The organism is Arcicella sp. GW822-FHT02H01 (assembly GCF_058802005.1).
Genome location: NZ_JBXANT010000001.1, coordinates 1,934,674 through 1,958,719, shown reverse-complemented (window position 1 = coordinate 1,958,719; position 24,046 = coordinate 1,934,674). Strand labels below are relative to the sequence as shown.

The following is a 24,046-nucleotide window of genomic DNA, read 5'->3' as shown; positions in this document are numbered from 1 at the left end:
ATTTTTATATAAATGCTTGATTACTGAAACCTTGCTCGGATTCCGAGCAAGGTTTTTTGTTTGTATCTTCGCCTTTCAAATTGCTATTAATGGCCATTGTTGGGTATTAACTTTATATTTATAGACATTCTCATTCAATTATTCGAACAAAAAGATGATGCAAAATACTTCCATAAAAAACCGATTGTTTCCCGTTTTTCTTAAGTTAGAAGAATTGAATGTTTTGCTTGTAGGCGGAGGAAATGTGGGTTTAGAAAAACTTTCGGCGATGCTCAATAATAGTCCTGAAGCTAAAGTAACTGTGGTGGGAACGATAATAAGACCCGAATTGAGAGAATATGCGCAGAGTTTTCCACAAGTAATTTTAGAGGAACGGAATTTTGAGTATAATGATTTAGATAATAGAGATTTGGTGATTTTGGCAACGGATAATCCCGAATTGCATGCAAACATCAAACGCAGTACTGCTGAAAGACACATCTTATGCAATGTAGCAGATACACCAGCCCTTTGTGATTTTTATTTGGGGTCAATCGTACAGAAAGGAGATTTAAAAATAGGTATTTCGACCAATGGAAAATCGCCCACGATGGCAAAAAGGATGCGAGAATTTTTGGATGATATTATTCCAGACGATATTCAACAATTGCTGGATAATTTGCGAGAAATCAGAAAATCAATCAAAGGGGATTTTCAAGAAAAAATCAGGGTGTTGAATGAAGTAACAGAAACAATGATTAATAAAAAGTAAATGATAGATAATAAATCAATGGAAACGCTTAAAATCCTTAATGCTAGTCAGATAAGAGCTTTGGATGCTTTTACGATACAAAAAGAAGGAATTTCTTCTATTGATTTAATGGAGAGGGCGTGCGCTACTTTTGTCAATTGGTTCGGTCAAAAATACTATTCGAATACAAAATTGTGTATCAACATATTCTGCGGCTTAGGCAATAATGGGGGAGATGGTTTAGCTATTGCTCGCTTGTTAAAACAACAGGGCTTTTGTGTAAAGGTTTTTGTCGTACAATATACCGACAAAACAAGTGCTGATTTTGATATAAACCTGAAACGTCTTCAAAATTTTGCTAAAGTTAATTTTATCAAGACAGTTAACGACTTTACACTATTCTCAGAAATTCAGCAAAATAATATTATCATTGATGCCCTATTAGGGGCGGGAATCAATCGGTGTGTAGAAGGAATCTTGAAAGAACTTATCAATACTTTAAATGAAACACCAGCCATAAAAATTGCCGTAGATATTGCTTCGGGGTTGTTTATGGATAATACAAATGATAAAGGAGATATTATTTTTAAGCCTGATTTTACCGTTACTTTTCAGTTGCCTAAATTGGCATTGATGTTGCCTCAGAATTATGATTTTGTAGGTGAATGGGAGGTACTAGATATTGGCTTGCAGGAGGAAATGATTAATGAACTCCCTTCTTATTATTTTTATACGGCACAAATCTTCCCTAAGCACCGTCAAAAATTCTCTCATAAAGGTACTTATGGGCATAGCCTGATAATTTCGGGCTCAAAAGGAATGATGGGGGCTGCCATTTTATCTGCTAAGGCTTGTTTGAGGTCAGGTGTTGGTAAACTTACTTGCCATGTGCCGAATATGGCTTATGAAATGATGCAAGTTTCCGTGCCAGAAGCCATGACGCTAACTACCACAGATAATTTAGATTTTATTTCTACACAGTTTACCGAAAAAGATTTCGAACATTATCAAGCTATTGCTGTTGGTCCTGGTATCAGTACCCACCCAGATGTTTGTAAAATGTTGGAAAGTGTAATAACGGCTACTAATAAACCAATGGTTATTGATGCTGATGCCTTGAATTTACTAGGAACTGAAGAAGGTAGAAGTTTACTAAAACAATTGCCTCCCAATACTATCTTGACACCTCATCCTAAAGAGTTTCAAAAATTATTGGGATTGACATGGAAAGATGATTATGACAAACTGAGTTTACTGCAACAATTCGCTAAAAAGCATCAAATATTTGTAGTGTTAAAGGGTTATCAAACAGCTATTGCTACTCCCGAAGGAGATGTTTATTTTAATTCAACAGGTAATGCAGGTATGGCAACTGCGGGGAGTGGAGATGTGTTGACAGGTATTATTGTAGCTTTATTAGCTCAAGGATATTCAGCCAAAGAAGCGGCTATTCTAGGCGTTTTTAAACATGGTGAAGCAGGAGATTTAGCAGCGAATAGTCGTGGACAAATGGCTATGATTGCGAGTGATATTATTGATAGTTTGAGGTGGTGAAGAGAGGGAAAATTGTGATTGAGTGATTTATTATTATGCATTTTTTACCTTATTTAATCTATCTAATATATTGTTGTGTTTCATTCAAAGAATAAATTAAAGTTTTCAGTAAAATTTACTTCATTGAAAACAAAAAAAGGCAAACCTAAGCTTGCCTTCTATCAATATTTTTAACGATTAACGTTATTATTTCAAAACCTGATAAACAATAAATGCTGAAATATAAGCTAGGCCAGTCATATAAAATAATTGGATAGCTGGATATTTCCATGATTTAGTTTCGCGGTAAGTAATTGCTAAAGTACTCATACACTGCATGGCAAAGGCATAAAAAATTAATAGCGAAAAGCCCAAAGCAGTATCATACATAGGTTTACCCGTTTCTGGGTTGATTTCCGCACGCATTCTGTTCATTACTGTAGAGTTTTCATCGTCTACTTCACCCCCTAAACTATAAATAGTCGACATCGTACCGACAAATACTTCACGTGCTGCAAAAGAGGTGATTAAGGCAATTCCGATTTTCCAATCATATCCCAATGGCTTAATCACAGGTTCAATTACTTTACCAAAAACACCAGCATAAGAATTTTCTAATTTCTGTGAAGCTATTTTATTCTCCAACTCGATACCCGTCAATGTTGGGTTTTCTGCTTTTATTTTAATTTCAGCTCGTTCAATCGCATCTCCTGGGCCGTAACTGGCTAATACCCAAAGGACGATTGAGATTGCCACGATAATCTTACCAGCTTGAAAAACGAAAGCTTTTGTAGAATTCCAAATCGTTATGGCAACATGTGAAAACCTAGGGCCTTTATAAGAAGGCAATTCCATAATGAAGTAACTTCTTTCTTTTACTTTCAAAAGTAACTTCATAATCCAAGCTGAAACCAATGCTACAAAGAAGCCTAATAAATATAAAGCAAACAAGGCTACTCCTTGTAAATTGAAAATACCGAACAAAGAACTCGTTTCTGGCACCACAAGGGCAATCAATACTGTATAAATAGGTAAACGTGCCGAACAAGACATCAATGGCGTTACCATGATGGTAATCAGTCGGTCTTTCCAAGAGCTAATACTACGCGTACTCATGATAGCTGGTACGGCACAAGCAACCCCTGAAATTAAAGGCACTACTGATTTTCCACTCAAACCGAATCTTCGCATCAGTTTATCCATGATAAACATCACTCTCGACATATACCCTGTTTCTTCCAACATTGAAATAAAGAAGAACAAAAAAGCAATTTGAGGAATAAAAATCAATACGCCACCGATACCAGAAATCAATCCATCGGTGAGCAAATCGGTTAGTTTAGAATCAGGAAGTTCTGTTTTAAGGAACTCGTTGAGGGATGCTATGCCACCATCAATCAAATCCATTGGATAGGTTGCCCAAGTAAAAATGGCTTGGAAAACGATAAACAAAATGGCTAAGAAAATGAAATAACCCCAGAAACGATGCAAGAATATTTTATCAAGGCGGTCTGTCCAAGTATTGATAGGGTCTTCTTCAACAGGCATTTCATGTAAACAGTTATCCACAATTTCATTCAATTGTGCATACCTTGCCATAGTTTCTTTTGATTGTGCCTCTTGGGTTTTCCAACCATACTTTGTTTGCAGTTCGTCAAAGCCTACTCTTTGTTGCGTATTGAATTGTCTTAAATTATCATGTTCCGAAAGCCATAGTAAAGCATGATAATCGTCGGTATCTCCATATTTCTGCTTGATTTCATCCACCAATTCGCTTGAATAAGCCATTGGTAGCGTATCATTAGAATTATAACCAGATGCCAATGTTTTATTAACCGCCAAACGTAGGCCATTTAATCCGATACCTTTTTTCGCATTAACTTCGGCAATCTCAACGTTTAATTCACGCGCTAATTTTACTGAATTGATTACAATTCCCTGATTTTCAGCAACATCAATCATATTTAAAGCTAGTACAGTAGGAATGCCTAAATCACGTACTTGGCTAAAGAGCAATAAATTGCGTTTAAGGTTGGATGCATCAGCCACAACAATGGCTAAATCTGGATAGTCGGGATGTTGTGGATTAGCCAAAATGTTGATAACTACTTGTTCATCCACAGATTTGGGATAAATACTATAGATACCTGGTAAATCTAGAATTTCAGCATCATCCCCACTTTCTAATTTCCATTTACCAATTAGTTTGTCCATCGTCACCCCAGGAAAATTACCTGTTTTCTGACGAAGACCAGTTAGTGAATTAAATAATGATGATTTCCCAGCGTTTGGATTACCGATGAGAGCTATTTTTGGAGATTTTTTCAATTTTTTAAATTAAATTAACGGCAATTTTTTGAGCGTACTTCATACAAAGAGGCTTTAAGCTGAGCAACTGAAACGATAAAACTGAATTTTGCAGTTTTTGATAATTGCCTTTTCGTCAAGAAACACACAAATATCATATTTCAATTACTGTTAAGCAACTACAATCGTTGAGGCTTCATCTACTCTCATCGAAAGTACGTACCCAGAAACCTTAACAGCGATAGGGTCACCAAAAGGAGCAATATGTGTCATAGTTACTTGTGTACCGGGTAAACAACCCATTTCAAGTAATTTTAACGACAAACCTTCGTCTGTAAAATTAACGATAATTCCTCTTTCTCCTATTTGTAAATCTGCAATGGTTTTCATGGGCTTTATTTATCAGTATTCAACTGAATAGAAATTCAATTCTAAAAACAGAATCAAACAGTCAATTTCATGTAATCTTGAAATGATTTATTTAGACTTATTCTAAAACAAATGCAAATTAACAAAGAGTTCCTTCATTAGAAACAATTAATGACTAAAATCATTTTGGAATGTCAAAATATTATTTTGTTTCATGACCAAGCGTTTTGTTTGTGTCGTAACTTTGCAAAAAAATACGCAAAATAGACAATTGCTTATTCCGCAGCATGTACAAAGAGATTAAAGCTTTAATAGAAAAGGAAATTACGCTTGAACTAAGACAAAAATATGCCCTTAATGGCATGTTGTTATATATTGTTAGTACAGTGTATGTTTGTTATTTGTCTTTTCGGATGAAAGCTAATCAAATCGATAAAATTACGTGGAATACGCTGTTTTGGATTATTTTATTATTCACAGCAATGAATGCCATTGCCAAAAGTTTTACCCAAGAGCGATACGGAAGACTTTTATATTATTATACTTTGGCTAGCCCTGTAGGCATTATTCTTTCAAAAATTGTTTATAATACGCTTTTGATGTTAGTGTTGGCTTTGGCGGGTTTTGGGGTTTATGCAATAGTAATGGGCAATCCTGTAGGAGATATGCCATTGTACCTAGCAAGTATCGTATTAGGGGCAGTAGGTTTTTCTAGTACGTTAACGATGATTGCAGGTATTGCTTCAAAAGCAGAGAACAGTGCTACGCTGATGGCTATCCTTAGCTTTCCAGTAATATTACCAATGCTATTGATGTTATTGAAAATATCTAAAAATGCGTTGGATGGGTTGGATAGAGCAAGCAGTTTAGATGAAGTATTGATGCTATTGGCGATAGATGCCATTGTATTAGTATTAAGTGTTATTCTTTTTCCTTTTTTGTGGAGGAGTTAGAGGAGAAGCAAGAGACAAGACGCAAGATTCTAGACTTTAGGATTTTGAGCCTTTAGAGACAAGAGGTAAGACTTTAGATTTGAGTTTGTTGGCTTAAATATTTGTAAAAGGGAAAAGATATAAGTTGAGGTTGATAAAATAGATTATGGAAATTATCAATCACTAGATTACAAAAAAAATAACGAGAGAGTGATAAAATGTAGAGTGAAATAGTAAATCACTAACTCACAACTCACTCAATCACAAATAATATAATGAAACAAAACTGGTATAAAATCTTGGCCGTAGTGCTATTGGCCTATGTAGTAATTTGGGGGTTTCTAGGACGTATCCCTAGTCAACCTATTCTTCACGAAACTGCTCGTAACCTTTATTTTCATGTGCCTATGTGGTTTGCGATGTTCGCCATGCTAGGTGTTTCAGTATGGAATTCTATCCAATATCTCCGCAATCCTTTAATGAGTTTTGATGATAAGGCATCAGAATATGCCAATACAGGGATTGTATTTGGGATTGTTGGCATTGCTACAGGCAGTATTTGGGCAAGATATACTTGGGGGACTTGGTGGACAAATGATGTTAAACTGAACGGAGCCGCTATTGGGCTGTTAATCTATTTCGCTTACATCATCCTGAGAGGTTCTTTTACAGATGAACAGCAAAGGGCAAGGATTTCAGCGATTTATAACATCTTTGCGGTAGCTCTGTTGATTCCGTTATTGATTATTTTACCAAGAATGACAGATTCTCTTCATCCAGGAAATGGTGGAAACCCAGGTTTTAAACCGATGGATACTGAACATACGATGAGAATCGTTTTTTATCCTGCCTGTATTGGTTGGATTTGTCTGGCTTTTTGGATTACTAGCCTACGATTAAGAATTAGAAAATTGATAGCATTGAATCAAGATTAGAAATATGAAAAAATCACTTTCGTTAATTATTTGCTTACTGATGTCTGTAAGCCTTTTTGCTCAGGATAACGCCGCAGGAGAACCTGAAATGGCGGATAAATTATTTGCTGACGGTAGAATTTATGTGGTAGTAGCAGTTGTTGCAACCATTTTTGCTGGAATTATTGTTTACTTAATAAATCTTGATAGCAAGATTACTAAGTTAGAAAAACAACTTAAAAAATAGCTGTAAGCTTTGAGCCTTCAGCTTTAAGCTTTTAGGAATGAGCGATTGGAAAGTTAGATGTTGGCTTACCAATGTGATTGTTCACTCAATCACTAATTCACTCAATCACTAATTATAAACAAATATGAAAAAGACTCATATCATCGGACTTATCGTAATTGCTATTGCAGTTGCCATTCTTGTTTCAACAGGTACGGAAGCAAGTACTTATGTTGATTTTTCTGTAGCTGAAAATATGGCTAAAGCAGGAGACAATGACCAAGTACACGTAGTTGGGAAATTAAAAAAAGACGCTTCTGGTAATATTCAAGATTTGGTTTATAACCCTGTATTAGATGCCAACCATTTAGAGTTCATGCTTATTGATAACAATGGTCGTGAACAAAAAGTAATCTATAATGCGCCTAAACCACAAGATATGGGCAGAGCAGAGCAAATGGTGATTATCGGCAATATGGATGGCAATGTATTTAAATGCGAGAAAATTCTGCTAAAATGTCCTTCAAAATACCAAGACGGCAAAGTAGAATTTAAAGAAGCAAAACCCGAAAAACAGTCATAATTCTCTTGAATATTAAATAGCTTTCAGCCATCAGCTTTAGGTTATCCGAACATTGCGATAGCAACTTTATCAACGATTTTGGAGTGGGTATTTAGGTCGATTCAATCCTACTCCAAAATCCCAATTCCCTTTATGTTACATACAACCATCGGAAATATTGGTCATTTGTTTATTATTTTGTCTTTTGTGACATCATTAATTTCAACAATTGGCTACTTCAAATCAGTACAAACGACTGATTTATTACAGCAAGCTTCTTGGAAACGCTTTTCGCGTTTCGCTTTTTATATCCACGGAGCCGCAGTTGTAGGAATTATCGCAGTCTTGTACACCATTATTTACAAGCATTATTTTGAATACCACTATGCGTGGTCACACTCATCAAAAGCATTACCCGTTTATTATATTGTTTCTTGTTTTTGGGAAGGTCAAGAAGGTAGCTTTTTGCTTTGGATTTTTTGGCATGCCGTATTAGGAGTCGTATTAATCAACACCAATAAACATTGGGAAGCACCCGTAATGGCCATATTTGGGGCAGTACAGGTGTTTTTATGTTCTATGATTTTGGGCGTAGTATTGCCGTTGATTGACCTAAAAATAGGTTCGTCTCCATTTTTATTAATGCGTGAAGCCATGCCAGACTTACCAGTTTGGACGATGAAACCAGATTTTGTACCCGAAGATGGTAATGGTTTGAATCCATTACTTCAAAACTATTGGATGGTTATTCACCCACCAACACTTTTCTTGGGTTTTGCTACTACCTTAATTCCATTTGCTTATGCTATTGCTGGGCTTTGGAGAAAAGAATTTAGTGAATGGATTCGTCCAGCTTTGCCTTGGGCTTTAGTATCGGCGTTGGTATTAGGCGTTGGTATTATTATGGGGGGCTATTGGGCTTACGAAACCTTGAATTTTGGGGGATATTGGAACTGGGATCCTGTTGAAAATGCTTCGTTTGTACCTTGGTTAGTATTAATAGCGGCCATTCACTGTATGATTATCTACAAGAATAATGAAGCTGCCCTTCGTACCTCTTTTATCTTGGTAGTAGCAACATTTATCTTGGTTTTGTATTCAACCTTCTTGAACAGAAGTGGAATTTTAGGAGAAGCATCTGTACACTCATTTACAGATTTAGGACTTTCTGGTCAGTTATTGATTTATATGTTATTCTTCCTGTTTGTGGCAGTAGTGTTACTAATCATCCGATGGAAAGAAATTCCTTCAGATGATAAAGAAATAACCACTTACAGCCGTGAGTTTTGGATTTTTATGGGTGCTACTACGCTTTGCTTGTCGGCTTTCCAGATTATTGCCGCTACGTCATTGCCAGTATATAATAAAATTGTAGAAGGGTTAGGGTTTGTTTCAAAACTAGCACCACCAGCTGATGCACCAACCTACTATTCTAAATTTCAATTATGGTTTGGCGTAGGTATTGCAATCTTCTCAGGGATTGGACAAGCATTTTGGTGGAGAAAAATCAAGAAAGAAACGCTTAGTAAACATTTACTTACACCCCTTTTGTTGAGCTTAGTGTTAACATTTGTTGTGATATTTTTTACGGCAAAAACGCAAGTCGGAGATTTTTTTAGTACACCAACTTACATTACCTTATTGTTCGGAGGAATTTTCTCTATCATCACCAATGGAAGTATTTTATTAGATATTTTTAAAGGGAATTATAAATTATCAGGCGGAGCAGTTACACATATTGGGGTAGCCATGATGCTTCTAGGAATCTTGTTTTCTTCGGGCTATTCAAAAGTAGTGTCTATTAATAATAGCGGTTTTGCTATTTCTGAAAAAGACGAAGCCTTTACAAAGGATAATGACAAAGAGAATAAAGAAAACGTAATTCTTTGGTTGAATACACCTTCTGAAATGAGTGATTATACCCTTACTTACAAAGGCGTGAGGGTAGAAGGAAGGGAATTGCCTGAATACCTGCATCCTAAGCAAGTAGAATTAATCGAGAATGATTTCCATGCAGTAGCTTTAGAAGACATCGTTCAGCAAGGAAAGAAATACTATTCAGTGGGCGATACTTTACCAGTTTTCCCTGAAAATAAATTCTATGAAATTGATTTCAGAGACAAAGAAGGGAAAATCACTACGCTGTATCCGAGATTTCAGATTAATAAAAAAATGGGTAATGCACCATCGCCAGCCTTGAAACATACGATTGGCGGTGACCTTTACACTTATGTGGCATTAGCGCCAAATTTGGAAGAAAAGGAGTGGAGTAAAACAGAAAACTTTACAGTGGCGTTGAAAGATACCTTCTTCTTGAACGACTATGTAGCTGTGTTAGACCAAGTAAAACGTGTTGATACGTATGAAGGCAAACCTTTAGGTGCTAACGACGCAGCCGTACAAGCGACGATTAAAGTAATGGGCAAAGACTTTAGACCTTATGAAGTAAATCCTGTTTTTGTGATTAAAGAAGGTTTAGTAGCAATGCCTTCGGTAGAAAACGACGAGATTGGTGTAAGAGCTAAATTTACGAATATCGACCCTAAAACTGGTCAGTTTGGGTTTGCCATCAATACTACTCAGCGAGATTTCATTATCTTGAAGGCTATCAAAAAACCATTAATCAACCTACTTTGGTTAGGTACTTTTGTATTGATTATAGGCTTTGTAATGGCTATTATCAGAAGATACCGAGAGTTTAAATTAATGAGAGACAAAGGTTTTTAAGTGACAAAGGTTAACGCTTGGTGATTTAACATTGAAAAGCGTTAGCCTTTGATATATTAATATTTAAGATTAACATGAGTAAGAAAGAAATACTCCTCCTTTTCGCAGCCATTGGTTTCATCATCATGTGGATATTAGATTTACGTGCTGGTTTACCTGCGGGGCTAGAGCCTACCTTTTGGAATAAAATATTTTATCATTATTCATTTTTAATGTTTGCGATGGTGTGTTTGTTTTATTTCCAATATACTAAACAAGTTCGTTTGAAGAAAGAGGAGGAAGAAGCAAAAAATAAGCCTGCCGAAAAGCCAAAGGATGATAAACAAGCCCAAAGAAAGGCATTAATGAAAGGGAAAAAATAAGTGATTTTTAAAGAATTCTTTCTATATTTGAAAAAGAAACAACAATTCTGTTAGGTATATCTCTAAGCTCCTAACCCAAAATATGGACTCCCAACAAGCACTAAGTATAATAATAGCCATTATAGCCTCGGCATTTTTTTCAGGGGTTGAAATGGCCTTCGTATCTGCCAATAAACTGTACTTTGAACTCCAAGCCAAACAAGGAGTAATCACGGGGCAGATTATCTCAAATTATCTTAAAAATCCTTCAAAATTTATCGGTACGATGCTCATCGGGAATACACTTTCCTTGGTAGCGTATGGTATCTTTATGGAAGGATATTTACATCATGAAATAGAAGCCTATTTGCCCATTTCGGGAATAGCCGCTGGATTAATAGCTTCTTTTATCGGTACAATTATCATTTTAGCTACTTCTGAATTTACCCCTAAAAGTATATTTTTATTGAATCCTGACGGCTTTTTAGAAGTACTAGCCATTCCGATTCTGATTATTTATACGTTGATGTACCCATTGGTTTGGGCAATCGTAGGTTTGTCTAAATGGTTTATTAACAATATCTTACGACTAGAATATTCAGAAGAAAGACCAGCTTTTGGTTTGACTGATTTGAATAATTACTTACAGAATCTTAATCGTAAAACATCTACAGAAGAAGAAGCTGAAGTTGATACGAAGATTTTCAATAATGCCCTTGAATTCAAACAAGTACGTGTACGCGACTGCATGATTCCAAGAACGGATATTATAGGAGTGGATATCGAAGGTGGAATTGAGGAATTGAAAAAAGTATTTGTAGAAAGTGGTCATTCAAGAGTACTGATTTACAAAGAAACCATGGAGGATGTATTGGGATATTGCCACTCTTTGGCATTGTTTAAAAAACCCAAAGAAATTCAGGGTATTCTTACGCCTATTCCTATTGTGCCAGAGGCCATGCCTGCCAAAGATTTATTGTTTCGCTTTTCTAAAGAACATAAATCGTTAGCGTTGGTAGTGGATGAATTTGGAAGTACTGCTGGTTTAGTAAGCATGGAAGACGTAATGGAACAAATTTTCGGTGAGATTGAAGACGAATACGATGATAATGAAAACCTTACTGAAAAACGAATTGAAGATAAAACCTATTTGCTTTCGGCAAGATTAGAGATTGACTATTTGAACGACAAATATGACTGGAATCTTCCAGAAGGGGATTATGATACCCTAGGCGGAATGATTATTAGCATTAACGAGGACATTCCTGAAATTAATGAAACGATTATCCTCCACCCATTCAACTTTCAAATCATTGAAATGACAGACGCCAGAATTGATATTGTTAAGTTGCTTATCATAGGAGATATCGAAAAGAAATCAGAATCTTTTACGATGAAACACTAAGTCATCTATAAGATTACATTCATTAAAGTCTGGCTTTTCATTTCTGTTTCGTACCATTCTTTCACAGGGTTAGAATCTGCGGTGATGCCACAGCCTGCAAAAAAAGTAGCGTGATTTCCTTGAATTTTTACTGTTCTGAGGTTGACAAACAGATGACTTTCGTCTTTAATATTTACAGGGCCTAAAAAACCACTGTAAAATTCACGATGATGGAGTTCTGTTTCAGCAATCAAACGTAATGCAGCATCCTTAGGCATTCCACAAACGGCCGAAGTAGGATGAAGTAATTCAAGCATGACAGTGCCTAGTTGTGGGAAATTGAGGGCTTTGGTATCAACTTTAAAGTCGGTTCGTAAGTGCATCAAATTCCCAGCCTGTACGGTTTTAGGACCGCTCTCACAATATTCTCTCAAACGGATTTTCTTAAAACACTCAATCACATACCTGCTTACGAAGGCTTGTTCTTCAATTTCTTTATGTGACCAACGAATGCTGATAGGTGAAAGCATCTCTCCGTTATCACCAATGGCAGATTGAGTTCCCGCTAAAGACATCGTCTTAAAAATTCCTTGACCATCAACGCTTACTAAGGTTTCAGGAGTAGCACCTAGCCAAATGGCTTCAAATTCTGGCAAATAGACTAAAGAGATAAAGGCATTTGGATAAGCTTTGCACAATTTCTGGAAAGCATCAATAATCTCAAAACTTTCGGGCAAAGTAACATTTTTAGTCCTTGACAAAACTACTTTTTGCATATCTCCATTTTCAATAGCTATAATAGCTTTAGAAACCATTTCTGCAAAAATCATTTCATTGTATAAACCACCATTCCATTTCTCTAAACTACCGTCTAGAGGGTGAACAGGGTTTTGTTCATCTTGTTTTTCGGTAATTGATGCTACTTCCTCTTCGTCTGAATAATGTAGGTATTTTTTTTCAAAAATTGCTGCTTCAAGGGTTTTGCCTTTGATGGCATCTTCTATCTCGTGATTATTGGTATCAAAACGATAGTATAGGTCACCTCTTAGGAATAAAGATTCTCCCTGAAAAGGACTCATGACAAAGCCAGCAGGTAATTCATCTAAATCAGTTTTTTTTCGCTGAGTACTCCCGGAAAGATCAATGATAAGTTGTTTCTCGGTAGACTGTGGCAATTGCCATAACGCCATAGGAAAACCTTCTGAAAAAGCCGTTTGCCAGAGTTTTGCTAATTTGTTTGTTTGCTGTAAAATATGAAATTCCGAAGTCGGGGTCATATCCTGAAGTTTTATAGTGATGTATTATTGATGTAAAAATAACATCTTGTATAGTAATGAGGTTTCAGAAAACTTAAAATTTTCCTGATATTTTATAAGATGTTGAGTATTAGTAATTTGTATTTTATTGATATGCTTCAACTATGAACGTTTTTCAATAATAGCGGTTGTCAATCTACTAGCACACACTAAATCTCCTTTTTCATCGGTTATTTTTATGTCCCAAACGTGCATAGTTCTTCCGATTTTCAAAGGAGAACATTTGGCATAAACATAGCCCTCACGTGCTGACTTTAAATGGTTCGCATTGATTTCAATTCCTACTGGTGCATACTTGTCAGGGTCTTCCAAAACCATCCATGAGGCAATACTTCCTAACGATTCTGCTAACACTACCGAAGCTCCACCGTGGAGTAATCCCATAGGCTGTTTGGTTCTTTCATCGACAGGCATTTTAGCCGAAATGTAAGTGTCTGTAACTTCGGTAAATACGATTCCTAAGTAGCCTACCATGTTACCTGCACTTCTTTCATTCAATTGTTCGAGGGTATAGGATGTTTTTATCATGTCAGATGGTATGAATTATGTTCAAAAACTGTATTTTTGCGGGAAATTAGTCAAAGTAAATTGTTATTTTATTGATTAACTTTATAAAAGTTGAAAAAAGGCGAGAAATACTTTATTAAGATTGCCATAAATATAATCCTTCAAATCAATGTCTAACGACCAATCAAAAACTCCAAAAGTTAAAACCATTTATTTAATCCGTCATGGAGAAACAGACTTCAACCGTCAGGGAATAGTTCAAGGCAGTGGTGTAGATTCTGATTTGAATGAATTAGGACAAGCGCAGGCTGAAGCTTTCTATCAAAGGTATCAAGGTATTGTTTTTGATAAAGTGTATACTTCTGCTTTAAAGAGAACCCACCAATCGGTAAAAAAATTCCTTGAAAAAGGGCTTCCTTGGGAACAACACGAAGGACTTAACGAAATCAGTTGGGGAGTGCGTGAAGGAAAAGTGCCTAATGATGTTGATAACGAATATTATAAAATATTAATAGACGGCTGGATTAATGGAAAGGTAGATATGCCTTCTGAAGGAGGAGAAAGTCCACTAGATGTATTAACCCGCCAGAAGCCCGTGATAGATTTGATTGTATCGCGTTCGGACGAAGAAACAATTTTGGTAGCCATGCACGGTAGGGCTATTAGGATAATCCTGACATTGTTGCTTGAACGAGAGCTACACGAAATGGATACCTTTGAACATGCCAACCTTTGTTTATACAAACTTACTTATGATTATGAACAAGGTAAGTTTTCTGTAGAATTAGAAAATGACCTTTCTCACTTAGACGACCTAATCGTTGAATAAAATCATTCAGGGAAATATGGCGTTAAAATACTTCAACACATATTTCCCTCAAATCTTCATTTCTTCTTTTATCCGTTTATCATCCCCACCTTCCGTTTACTGAATAATTCCATTGCTTTTTATTACATTGCCTTAATTTGTTATAAAAAAGGATAGAAGAAACGGTAGTAAATAAATATATACGCTTTTATTTGAAGTGTATTTGAATAGATTAATATGTCTAGAGCTAAGTTATATTGGATTCTGCAAGTATTCGGCTGGTCAGCGTGGTTGGCCAACGAGGCCTTGATTTATTCGAATGATTTCGGTTGGTCTTTAGATTGGTTCGTGGCGGCATTATTAAATGTTGTTGTAGCCATTATAATTACACATAATTTCAGGAAAGTAATAAAAAAATACGGATGGGTAGAATTGCCAATAGATAGAGTAATCCCACGCATATTGATAGCGGTGGGGTTTATGTCGTTTTTTATGGCGTTTGTGAACATCCCTTTAGATTCTTATCTATTGCGCGAAGAAGAAGGACGAAACCTATGGTCGTTCTTTTTTGTCATGCAATTCATATTTAGCTGGGCAAAGCCATTGATGATTTGGACATTGTTTTATTACGCTTCACACTATTTTGAACGGAAGTCGGAAGTAGAAGTAGATAAAATACGATTAGAATCATCGGTAAAAGAAACAGAATCGAAAGTATTAAGAGCACAAATGAATCCGCATTTTATGTTCAATGCGTTGAATAGTATTCGTGCGTTGATTTTGGAAGAACCAGACAAGGCCCAAAAAGCGGTTACGCAATTATCCAATATTCTGAGAAGTTCTTTATTAGCAGATAGAAGAAAAACCGTTTCGCTGTCGGAAGAGCTAAGAACTGTTGATGATTACTTAGCTTTAGAGAAAATAAGATACGAAGAACGGTTGCAAATCAGAAAGAATGTATATCCAGATACCATGCATGTGCAAGTTCCACCGATGTTATTACAAACGCTGGTAGAAAATGCCATAAAACACGGCGTATCGAAGCCTGTAAAAGGAGGATTCGTAAGCTTAGAAGCAAAATTAGTAGGAAAGAATCTATTAATTATTATCAGTAATACGGGTATTTTAGAAACGACGGAATCAGGAGGATTTGGACTAGAAAACACTGCCCATAGATTAGAATTATTGTTTGGACCAGAGTCTAAATTTAGAATATATCAGGCTTCCAAAGAGGTAGTAACAGCCGAGATTACCATACCGATACCCTCAGTAGAACCAGAAAAAGATACACCGTTTTCAAAAATAACCAATATTGTAAAACCCAAAGTGACAATCTAATGTATGATTAGTTATAAAGGATAATACCGCTAATCAGAAACCATAAAATTAAATATGAAGGCTATTATTGTTGATGACGAACGTTTGGCAAGAAACGAGTTAAAACGCTTGCTAGAGAATTTTCCTAAAATTAATATCGTTGGCGAAGCTGCTAATGCTGATGAAGCAGTAGTGCTTATCGACGAGGTACATCCAGATTTATTGTTTCTGGATATTCAAATGCCAGGCAAAACGGGCTTTGATTTGCTAAGCGACCTTGAAGGAAATGTACCAGAAGTGATTTTTACGACGGCCTACGACGAATATGCTATTAAAGCCTTTGAATTTAATGCCCTAGATTATCTACTAAAGCCAATAGAATTACACAGACTTAGCGAGGCTATTCAGAAAGTAGAGGAGGAGTTTGACCGCCAAAAGCAACTTACAGAAACAGTAAAAGATAATACAATCGTATTAACTGAAAATGACCAAGTATTTGTAAAAGATGGTGAAAAATGCTGGTTTGTACGCTTAGGAAATGTTCGTTTGTTCGAGTCGATGGGGAATTATGTAAGGTTATATTTTGATGACCAAAAGCCATTGGTGCTGAAATCATTAAATGCCTTGGAAGACAGATTAGACCCTAAAACCTTTTTCAGAGCCAACCGTAAACATATTATCAACCTAAAATACATTCAGAAAATTGAACCTTGGTTTTCGGGAGGTTTACAAGTAACCTTGCGAGAAAGCGGTGATAAAATCGAAATTTCTAGACGCCAGGCCATTCGCTTTAAAGAATTATTAAGTTTATAGACATTGATATGTTCATTAATTACAGACAGTCACCGTAATTGATGAACATATTTTTTGACATGGAAAAGCCAAGTATTGCTCAACTGCATAATCCTAATTATTTCTCATTGATTGAATCGTTTAGGATTGAAGAAATGATGAAGTTTTTGATGAGGGAATTAGGGGTTAAACCTACTAGCTCGAATCAAACGAAAAAGCCTCTTGCTCAAAAAATCATTTTTGTGGCTTTATTAATGGTAGGCGGCGTTTTCGGATATGTGATTAGTAAACAGATAGGGCAAGCAAAAATTGATTTTGGACAAATAGCAGCAGCATTCCCAGTCTTATTATTCATTTTATTACCCATTCATGAAGGTATTCATGGATTAGTATTTAAAATATTGGGGGCTGAAAAAGTAGGATTTGGTTGGACACCCAAAAGTTTGATGGTGTATGCTTATGCCCAAAAATTTGTGATGAGCCTTAAAGAAAATGCCATCGTGGCTGTAATGCCTTTCCTCGTGATTTCTTCGGTGTTGATAACAGCCTTGGTATTTATTCCTAGCTACAAGGTGTTGATTATTACAACCTTCATATTGCATACTTATGGTTGCTTGGGAGATTTCATTTTGATTAGATATTACACAAAAAATCGCCATAAAGAAATGTTCACTTATGACGATATTGATGAGGAGGGAATGTCTTATTTTTTTGAAAAAGATTGATGCTTATCCCCTAAGGTTAGCCAACTTGTGTTCTTCAAGAATAGTAATTTCACTACCATTTACTTCAATAAGCTTATCAGATTTAAAATCGCTCAGGGTTCTGATAAGTGATTCTGTGGCAGTACCCACTACAGAAGCTAGGTCGTCTCTGGAAATTCTGATTGAAAATTTATCTTGTTTTTCAGTTTTATATTTTCTTGATAGCATCACTAGTGCATCCGCCGTACGCTTTCGCAAAGAATTATAAGCCATTTGAGTTAAATGCTTTTCCTTCTCGTGGATATCATTAGCCAACATTTTGATGAATTTATTAGCAACAGACTGATTTCTAGTGATTAACTCTAAAAAATCATTTTTAGGAATACCGATAATTTCACAATCTTCAAGGGCTTCTGCTGATTCTTGGTATTCACTACTTTCTATGATGGCGATATGACCGAAAAAATCACCAGAATTGTATAAGCCCGTAACGAACTCTTTTCCATCACGATTAGACTGATACGTCTTTATTTTGCCTGACTTTAAAAAATAAAACTTAATAGGTTCGTCCCCTTCGGTATAGATGATTTGCTTCTTTTTAATGTTCGATATTTTCCTATCTTTAGAAAGAGAATTGATATCAACATATTCACGTGCTTGCTGATAAAGCTCTTCTATTTCTGATTCGGTATTTTTAAAGGCCTTCGTAAGGTTATCTATTTTCTTTAACCTGCTTTCTACAGCATTCAATAATTCGATTTCCTGAAAAGGTTTTGTGAGGTAATCGTCAGCGCCCATTTCCATTCCTTTTCGATGGTCTGAACGTTCAGCTTTAGCAGTCAGAAAAATAAATGGAATATTTTGTAAATCAGGATGTTGACTAAAAATATGCAATACGCCATAACCATCTAAGATAGGCATCATGATATCGCAAATTACTAAATCTGGTTTTACTTTCTGGGCAAGCTCAACCCCAACTTTTCCATTTTCGGCTGTATGAACATTATAACTAGCAAGTTCTAATATTTCAGCAGTGGTTTCTCTGATGTCATCACTATCTTCGATAAGCAGGATTATTTTCATATGTTTGAATAGTTAAGATGTTTTTAAATAAAGGGTGGTTTAAAATTATAAATCAAACTTAATACTAAAAGTTGTTCCGCGATTAAGTTTACTTTCTACAAATACTTGTCCACCAAGTAACTCCGTATATCGTGCCACAATGTGCAAACCCAAACCAGTTCCTTGAATATTTGTTACGTTAGCACCCCTGAAAAAGCGGTCGAATAAATGTTTTTGATCCTCCTCTGAAATACCAATACCTTGGTCGGATACTTTAAGAATAAGCATTTTTTCAAGCTTTTCAGTAGATATACTTATCGTTGTATTTTCATTTGAAAACTTCACCGCATTAGAGCCTAGATTAATAATGATTTTCCTGAACAACGATTTATCAAGACATACTATAGTATCACCGAAATGCTGATAATCTATTCGCTGATTTTTCTTGAGCATATTCTTTAAGTCGTTTATACTTTCTTCGACTAGTGTTGGCAATTCAAAATTAGCCAACTTAGCATATACTTTTCCTTCTTCTAGTTTACCTACAGAAAGGAATTCCTCCAATATATCAGTCAAATTGCCCACAGCATTCATAATTCGCTGTGTATGGCGTTCTCTTTTATCTTGCTCTTCAGTTTTAACATATTTCTCAATTAATGAAGCCGCCGAAAGAATGGCTGTAAGGGGTGTTCTAAATTCATGCGACGCCATTGAAACAAACCTTGATTTTAGCTCGCCCAATTCTTTTTCTTTGTTAAGGGCAACTTCAAGCTCTTTTTTAGATTGCTCTAAGTTCTTTAGCGTTTCAACCAAAGCATTCGTACGATTTACTACTTCTTTTTCAAGACTATTATTCAGTTTCTGTATTTCAGTAGTTTTTATTAATAAATCGGTCTCGGCTTTCTTCTTGAATGTAGCATCATTAATAAAAGAAATATAATAAGGCTTGCCGCCCGATTTAAAATGACTTAAACTAATCTCTACGGGGAAAAGTGTACCATCTTTCTTACGAGCCTTTAAGTCAAGCCCAATACCCATGGGTCTTGACTGTGGCTTATGGGTATAGTTTTCGTATGTTTCGCGATGCTTCTCTCTAATATTGTGTGGAATCAATACTTCTAGTAATTGCCCTTCTAATTCACCCGTTTCGTAGCCAAATATTACATTGGCAAAACGGTTTGATAAAATAATCTTGCCTTCACGGTCAACCATGACTAGCCCGATAGCAGCGTGCATAAATAATGCTTCAAAACGGTTGTTATCGTCCTCTAGTTGCTGTTCAGCATTTCTTTGATAGGTAGTATCATTGATTCTAACCAAGTAATATTCCTTCCCTTCGCTTTCAAATATGGAAATTTGAAGTGTTCCCCAAAATTGAAGCTTGCTTGATGTCTGAAAGAGTGCTTCTTCAATCCTAGTTTGCTTGGTTTTTACATGCTCATATATTTCGTTGCGATTATCTAAATTCAGTTTATCTTTTCTAAAGCCTTCTGGATATTTTGCAGCAAACTCCTCTATATCGCTAACTTCAAACATGTTTAAACCTACTTTATTAATGAAGACATACCGATTGGTAGCGATATTGTAGATACCCATAAACGTTGGGGTATCTTCTAGAATTGATTTTAAAAGTAGGCTATTGATAGGGAAGTCCATAGTAAAAGATATTAATATATGATAAAGGTACAAATTTGACAGCTATCAACCCAAGAAACTTGATATATGTCAGTTCTTGATATGATTCTAATGATAGCTAAAACCCCAAAAGTTGAAGAAATTTATGATATAAATATTTAATTATCAAATTGTTGAAAATATGGATGAGATAACAAAAAACGTTTATGATACACAGGTGTTTAAATATGGCGTTTATCATAAAGAAAATATCAAATGGCTACTAAATTTAACTTTTTATCGGGAAGAATTAACGTACTTTTATACACTCATTGATGAAGTGAAATCAAAAAATACTTTATTGGAAGTATTGAATCAAGCTTTTATTTTTGAAACAAGATGGCAAAATTTATATAAAGAGTCGGATGAATTAGTACACTTAATCAATCAAGAGCAATGGGGTTTTGAAGACGATGCATTGGGGAGAGAGTTTTTATTAGGAGAAGAGATTTATAACCAGCATTATATACTTCGTGAACGTTATCAAGTTTTTGAGAAAGAGTTTATTCATACCAAAAATGATTTTTATAAGTGTTTATCAAAAATTCTTTAATCCCAATAGTTATGAAATTTGAAGTATGTCACCATGAAAATAATCAATGGATAGCATCATTAGCTTTTTTTGCTGATGAAGTAAAGTACTTCCAAACGCTTTTAGAAGAGGTTAAAAGTAAAAATACGGAGGAGGAATTATTAAAAGAAGTAGCTACATTCGATGAGCGATTTACTCATATTAATGAAGTAAGCGAAAATTTACTGATTGGTATCAAAACTCAGGAAAGTGCTTTTGTAGATTATGCCCAAAATAGACGTTTTCTGTTTGACGAACAAATGGAGCTAATTCATGAACGCCAAAGGTCGGCATTCGAAATGCTTGAAAAAGACTTTAACTTTTCTAAGCATAAACTGTATCAATTCCTTAGCAAAATACTATAAATAAACGCTGATTTCAATTAAGTTTTAAAGGAGCTTACTTATCATGGGTAGGCTCCTATTTGTTTTTAATAGACAATCAACTAAGCCTATAATGATGTTTTTTTTTAATATATTGTATTTATTGGTATTAATAAAGTATATTTAATGACTATTCATGCAGGACGATATTCCTGTCTGCTCCACTAAATCCATTTTTTTTCATAAAAGCCAAAAAAATAAAAATAAATTTATATTTTTGGGTTCTTCCAGTATGTCGTCATTTTATTTAAAAAATCAAGCAGATGAAAATAAAATTATATTTTCGTCCTCTCGGCTATTTATTTATTTTTATTGAAAAAAATCAAAAAAATCAAAATAAAGTTATATTTTTGATTTTAACATTCTAATATATCGTAGGAACATATAATTTTCGAATCCTTATTATTAAAAATAAATTAAACGTTATAACTAAATCATATATTTTTGAACTAATGAAAAAGCTATTCTACTTTTTGCTGACATTTGGCATGACGACCCATGTAATTGCTCAATCATCGCCGTCGCAGACACCACCGATTTTAACAGAACATATTTATGGAAGAAACTCTATAGGTGTTCAGTTTGGAACAATGGGCTTTGGTGCTGAAGTCGCTCAGGCACTTAAGTTAGACAATTCTATCAACCTTAGAGTTGGCTTTAACTACTTGGATGTAAGTATGTTTGTCACACCTCCCATAACCGTATCACTTGGAGATGGTGCTTCTGACCTTGATATTACTCCCAAGGTTAAATCTCTTCAAATTGATGCACTTGTTGACTTTCATCCATTCAAGAGAAAGTCTTTTAAACTGGTAGCAGGTTTAGCTTATGGTACTGGAGATTCAGAAGTGATGGCAGAACCAACAGTTAAAACGGGTAAGTTTAAATTTGCATCAGATTTTGAAATAGATGCACAGGATTTTGGAAAAGCAAATTTGAAAGTTACAGGCAATAAAATCCGCCCTTATTTAGGCTTAGGTTTTGGACGAGCAATTCCGAAAAGCAGTGTAGGTTTTGGTTTTGAAATGGGTGCTTATTATTCAGGTTCGCCTCAATTAGCTTTAGACCGTTCTGGTGTGGTTGAAACATTGATTACTGATGCCAACATCCTGAGTATTCAGAATAACGTGAAGAACTATTCTTTTATTCCTAAATTATCTTTTTCTGTTCGAATTAAAATATAGTTTAATTCAAGGGTAATGATATTAACTTAAAACGACATCACACAATGAAAAAATATATTACTTACGCAATATTACTTTTAGCTTGTATCACAATAAGCTATTCCTGTACTCCACCTTTAGAAGGTGTAAAATTCAAATTTCCTGACGCTGTAGTAAGCACCAATATTATCGTTCAATATTCACAAGCGAATGATAATTTAGGAGAATTACCAAGCACCATAGATGTGCATATTGCAGGGAGTGATTCAGCAAAAATTGTAGATAGCTTTAATAAAAAGGTTTATAAACCTAAAAATGGTATCATGATTTTGGCATTAAAACCTGGTACTACAGCTAGTACAACAGCACCAGTTAAATTTACGATAGTAACGGCAGTAGATGGTTATTTAAAAGAGATAACACCTGTAGAAATTACAAGCACTACTGATCAAAAAGTAATTGTTAAGCTTACAAAAATTGCTACGCCACCAACAGGAACAACGGTAATCCAAAAAGAAGAGGATGCTGATAATACAGGAAAAACTACGAAAGCCATTCAGATAAGTACCCCAGCATTAGCAGGGAGTAGTCATTCTGCTACCTTGAGTATCGGAGCTGGAATAACATTGAAAGATGGTGCCGGTGTTCCAGTAGCAGGTAAGTTGAATGTTGTACTTATACAGATAGACCCACAAAAGGCTAGTGTAATTGTTAACAAGCAACAAACTGGGATGAAAGTAGTAGATAAAAATGATAATGTAATTCCAAACTTTAGCATTAATCCAATTTCGGCAGTAAGTGCTGTGATTTCTAATGAAAATAGTCAGAAGGTGAAAACTTTTTCATCACCAATTGAAATCAAGTTTCAGTTTGGTGTAGGTACTAAAAACTCAGCTGGACAAGATATTAAAGAGGGAGATGCTTTAAACTTTGCAAGTTATGATGCAGATGCTAAAACACTTAAATATGAAGGAACAGCCATTGTGAAGAAAAATGGAAGTGTTTTGGAATTTGTGGCTTCGGTAAATCATTTAACTGAATTTTATTGTGGTGACTTATTATCAGAATGTTCAACCCTGAAATTGAATGTATTAAGTGATCCTTTGTATACAGGAGAGACCGTTAAAACGACTGTGGTAGATAATAGCGGAAGAATTTTATTTAACGAATCGCATGGCTTAGGAGTAACTTTGAATTGCAAACTTTTTGTACAAGGTCAGATAGGTGGTAATACCCCAACGTCGTCTAACTTAACCATTACTACTACAAGTATTACAGGCAAAGTATTGTTTACTAAATCTTTGAATGTAAGTTGTACTAATGTAAATGCTGTGACAAATGTTGATGTTACTTTGATAAGTCCTATCAACTATGTTAAAATAACGATTACTCCTAAATGTGATAATGGTTATCCATTCAAAATAGGGGATGTTCAAGCAGCGGCAGACTTAAAAGATGGAAAAGGCTATACGAGTATAGGAACATTAAAGGCGACGGCTGATAATAAATTGGTAGCTCAATCAACTTTATTAGTCAGAGGAGAAAAGTATAACTTTATGTTTAACCTTGGTGGTATCTGGTACTATCAGAACGATTTGTGGATTGATAATTCTGCGGAGTTGAATTCTACTTTTAGCTTACCATCGTTTTTATGTAAGTAAATAAAAAGTAAGCTATTAACAAAAAGGCTTCCGAATTCGGAAGCCTTTTTCATATATCCACCC

At 35.3% G+C, this 24,046-nt stretch carries 23 protein-coding genes; 17 read left to right on the top strand and 6 right to left on the bottom strand.

The annotated features are described in order from the left end of the window. Window positions 1-157 precede the first annotated feature (157 nt). Both AC1RNE_RS08295 and AC1RNE_RS08290 read left to right on the top strand, forming a co-directional pair. Window positions 158-751, top strand: coding sequence for a precorrin-2 dehydrogenase/sirohydrochlorin ferrochelatase family protein (locus AC1RNE_RS08295; RefSeq protein ID WP_492800547.1), 594 nt, complete (start codon window positions 158-160; stop codon window positions 749-751). Between the two features lie 18 nt (window positions 752-769). Then, window positions 770-2,284, top strand: coding sequence for an NAD(P)H-hydrate dehydratase (locus tag AC1RNE_RS08290; RefSeq protein WP_492800546.1), 1,515 nt, complete (start codon window positions 770-772; stop codon window positions 2,282-2,284). Window positions 2,285-2,470: 186 nt separating this feature from the next. Here the strand turns inward: AC1RNE_RS08290 and feoB are convergent, their stop codons facing one another. Both feoB and AC1RNE_RS08280 read right to left on the bottom strand, forming a co-directional pair. Beyond that, window positions 2,471-4,591 carry a ferrous iron transport protein B gene (gene feoB, locus AC1RNE_RS08285; protein ID WP_492800545.1) on the bottom strand — a complete coding sequence of 707 codons (2,121 nt, stop codon included), beginning with the start codon at window positions 4,589-4,591 and terminating at the stop codon, window positions 2,471-2,473. 150 nt (window positions 4,592-4,741) lie between these two features. Beyond that, entirely contained in the window at window positions 4,742-4,960 is a 219-nt protein-coding gene (locus AC1RNE_RS08280; RefSeq protein ID WP_309913561.1) for a FeoA family protein, read from the bottom strand. Between the two features lie 266 nt (window positions 4,961-5,226). Between AC1RNE_RS08280 and AC1RNE_RS08275 the strand changes: the two genes are divergently transcribed. The 7 genes from AC1RNE_RS08275 (at window position 5,227) to AC1RNE_RS08245 (ending at window position 12,046) form a co-directional block, all read left to right on the top strand. Beyond that, complete coding sequence (locus AC1RNE_RS08275; protein ID WP_492800544.1) at window positions 5,227-5,892, top strand: heme exporter protein CcmB; 666 nt, start codon at window positions 5,227-5,229, stop codon at window positions 5,890-5,892. Window positions 5,893-6,146: 254 nt separating this feature from the next. Next, a complete protein-coding gene (gene ccsA / locus AC1RNE_RS08270; RefSeq protein WP_309913567.1) occupies window positions 6,147-6,806 on the top strand; it encodes a cytochrome c biogenesis protein CcsA in 660 nt (219 codons plus the stop codon). Between the two features lie 4 nt (window positions 6,807-6,810). Then, window positions 6,811-7,032, top strand: coding sequence for a CcmD family protein (locus tag AC1RNE_RS08265; protein WP_492800543.1), 222 nt, complete (start codon window positions 6,811-6,813; stop codon window positions 7,030-7,032). A gap of 124 nt (window positions 7,033-7,156) precedes the next feature. Beyond that, a complete protein-coding gene (locus tag AC1RNE_RS08260) occupies window positions 7,157-7,594 on the top strand; it encodes a cytochrome c maturation protein CcmE domain-containing protein (protein WP_309913574.1) in 438 nt (145 codons plus the stop codon). Window positions 7,595-7,726: 132 nt separating this feature from the next. Continuing rightward, a complete protein-coding gene (gene ccsA, locus AC1RNE_RS08255; protein ID WP_492800542.1) occupies window positions 7,727-10,300 on the top strand; it encodes a cytochrome c biogenesis protein CcsA in 2,574 nt (857 codons plus the stop codon). A 74-nt stretch (window positions 10,301-10,374) separates the two neighbouring features. Next, complete coding sequence (locus AC1RNE_RS08250; protein WP_309913580.1) at window positions 10,375-10,662, top strand: hypothetical protein; 288 nt, start codon at window positions 10,375-10,377, stop codon at window positions 10,660-10,662. An 82-nt stretch (window positions 10,663-10,744) separates the two neighbouring features. Continuing rightward, entirely contained in the window at window positions 10,745-12,046 is a 1,302-nt protein-coding gene (locus tag AC1RNE_RS08245) for a hemolysin family protein (protein ID WP_492800541.1), read from the top strand. 5 nt (window positions 12,047-12,051) lie between these two features. On the opposite strand, the gene AC1RNE_RS08240 is transcribed toward AC1RNE_RS08245, so the two are convergent. Next, window positions 12,052-13,302: a chorismate-binding protein gene (locus AC1RNE_RS08240; RefSeq protein WP_492800540.1), complete on the bottom strand. Its 1,251-nt coding sequence runs from the start codon at window positions 13,300-13,302 to the stop codon at window positions 12,052-12,054. Window positions 13,303-13,443: 141 nt separating this feature from the next. Further along, window positions 13,444-13,869, bottom strand: coding sequence for a hotdog fold thioesterase (locus tag AC1RNE_RS08235; RefSeq protein WP_492800539.1), 426 nt, complete (start codon window positions 13,867-13,869; stop codon window positions 13,444-13,446). 148 nt (window positions 13,870-14,017) lie between these two features. Here AC1RNE_RS08235 and AC1RNE_RS08230 point away from each other — a divergent pair, with 148 nt between their 5' ends. The 4 genes from AC1RNE_RS08230 (at window position 14,018) to AC1RNE_RS08215 (ending at window position 17,490) form a co-directional block, all read left to right on the top strand. After that, on the top strand, window positions 14,018-14,677 hold the full coding sequence (locus AC1RNE_RS08230; protein WP_492800538.1) for a histidine phosphatase family protein: 660 nt from the start codon (window positions 14,018-14,020) through the stop codon (window positions 14,675-14,677). 216 nt (window positions 14,678-14,893) lie between these two features. Beyond that, complete coding sequence (locus AC1RNE_RS08225) at window positions 14,894-15,994, top strand: sensor histidine kinase (RefSeq protein ID WP_309913595.1); 1,101 nt, start codon at window positions 14,894-14,896, stop codon at window positions 15,992-15,994. A 54-nt stretch (window positions 15,995-16,048) separates the two neighbouring features. Then, entirely contained in the window at window positions 16,049-16,786 is a 738-nt protein-coding gene (locus tag AC1RNE_RS08220) for a LytR/AlgR family response regulator transcription factor (protein ID WP_309913598.1), read from the top strand. Window positions 16,787-16,845: 59 nt separating this feature from the next. After that, a complete protein-coding gene (locus AC1RNE_RS08215) occupies window positions 16,846-17,490 on the top strand; it encodes a DUF3267 domain-containing protein (protein WP_492800537.1) in 645 nt (214 codons plus the stop codon). Window positions 17,491-17,493: 3 nt separating this feature from the next. Here the strand turns inward: AC1RNE_RS08215 and AC1RNE_RS08210 are convergent, their stop codons facing one another. Then, window positions 17,494-18,552: a response regulator gene (locus AC1RNE_RS08210; RefSeq protein WP_492800536.1), complete on the bottom strand. Its 1,059-nt coding sequence runs from the start codon at window positions 18,550-18,552 to the stop codon at window positions 17,494-17,496. Between the two features lie 45 nt (window positions 18,553-18,597). Next, window positions 18,598-20,187, bottom strand: coding sequence for a sensor histidine kinase (locus AC1RNE_RS08205; RefSeq protein WP_492800535.1), 1,590 nt, complete (start codon window positions 20,185-20,187; stop codon window positions 18,598-18,600). A gap of 160 nt (window positions 20,188-20,347) precedes the next feature. Between AC1RNE_RS08205 and AC1RNE_RS08200 the strand changes: the two genes are divergently transcribed. The 4 genes from AC1RNE_RS08200 (at window position 20,348) to AC1RNE_RS08185 (ending at window position 23,983) form a co-directional block, all read left to right on the top strand. Further along, window positions 20,348-20,758, top strand: a complete 411-nt coding sequence (locus AC1RNE_RS08200) for a hypothetical protein (RefSeq protein ID WP_492800534.1) — start codon at window positions 20,348-20,350, stop codon at window positions 20,756-20,758. Window positions 20,759-20,769: 11 nt separating this feature from the next. Then, window positions 20,770-21,141 (top strand): hypothetical protein, encoded by a 372-nt coding sequence (locus AC1RNE_RS08195; protein ID WP_492800533.1) that lies wholly within the window; start codon window positions 20,770-20,772, stop codon window positions 21,139-21,141. A 470-nt stretch (window positions 21,142-21,611) separates the two neighbouring features. Further along, complete coding sequence (locus tag AC1RNE_RS08190) at window positions 21,612-22,343, top strand: hypothetical protein (protein ID WP_492800532.1); 732 nt, start codon at window positions 21,612-21,614, stop codon at window positions 22,341-22,343. 44 nt (window positions 22,344-22,387) lie between these two features. Then, entirely contained in the window at window positions 22,388-23,983 is a 1,596-nt protein-coding gene (locus tag AC1RNE_RS08185; RefSeq protein ID WP_492800531.1) for a hypothetical protein, read from the top strand. The last annotated feature ends 63 nt before the right edge of the window (window positions 23,984-24,046 follow it).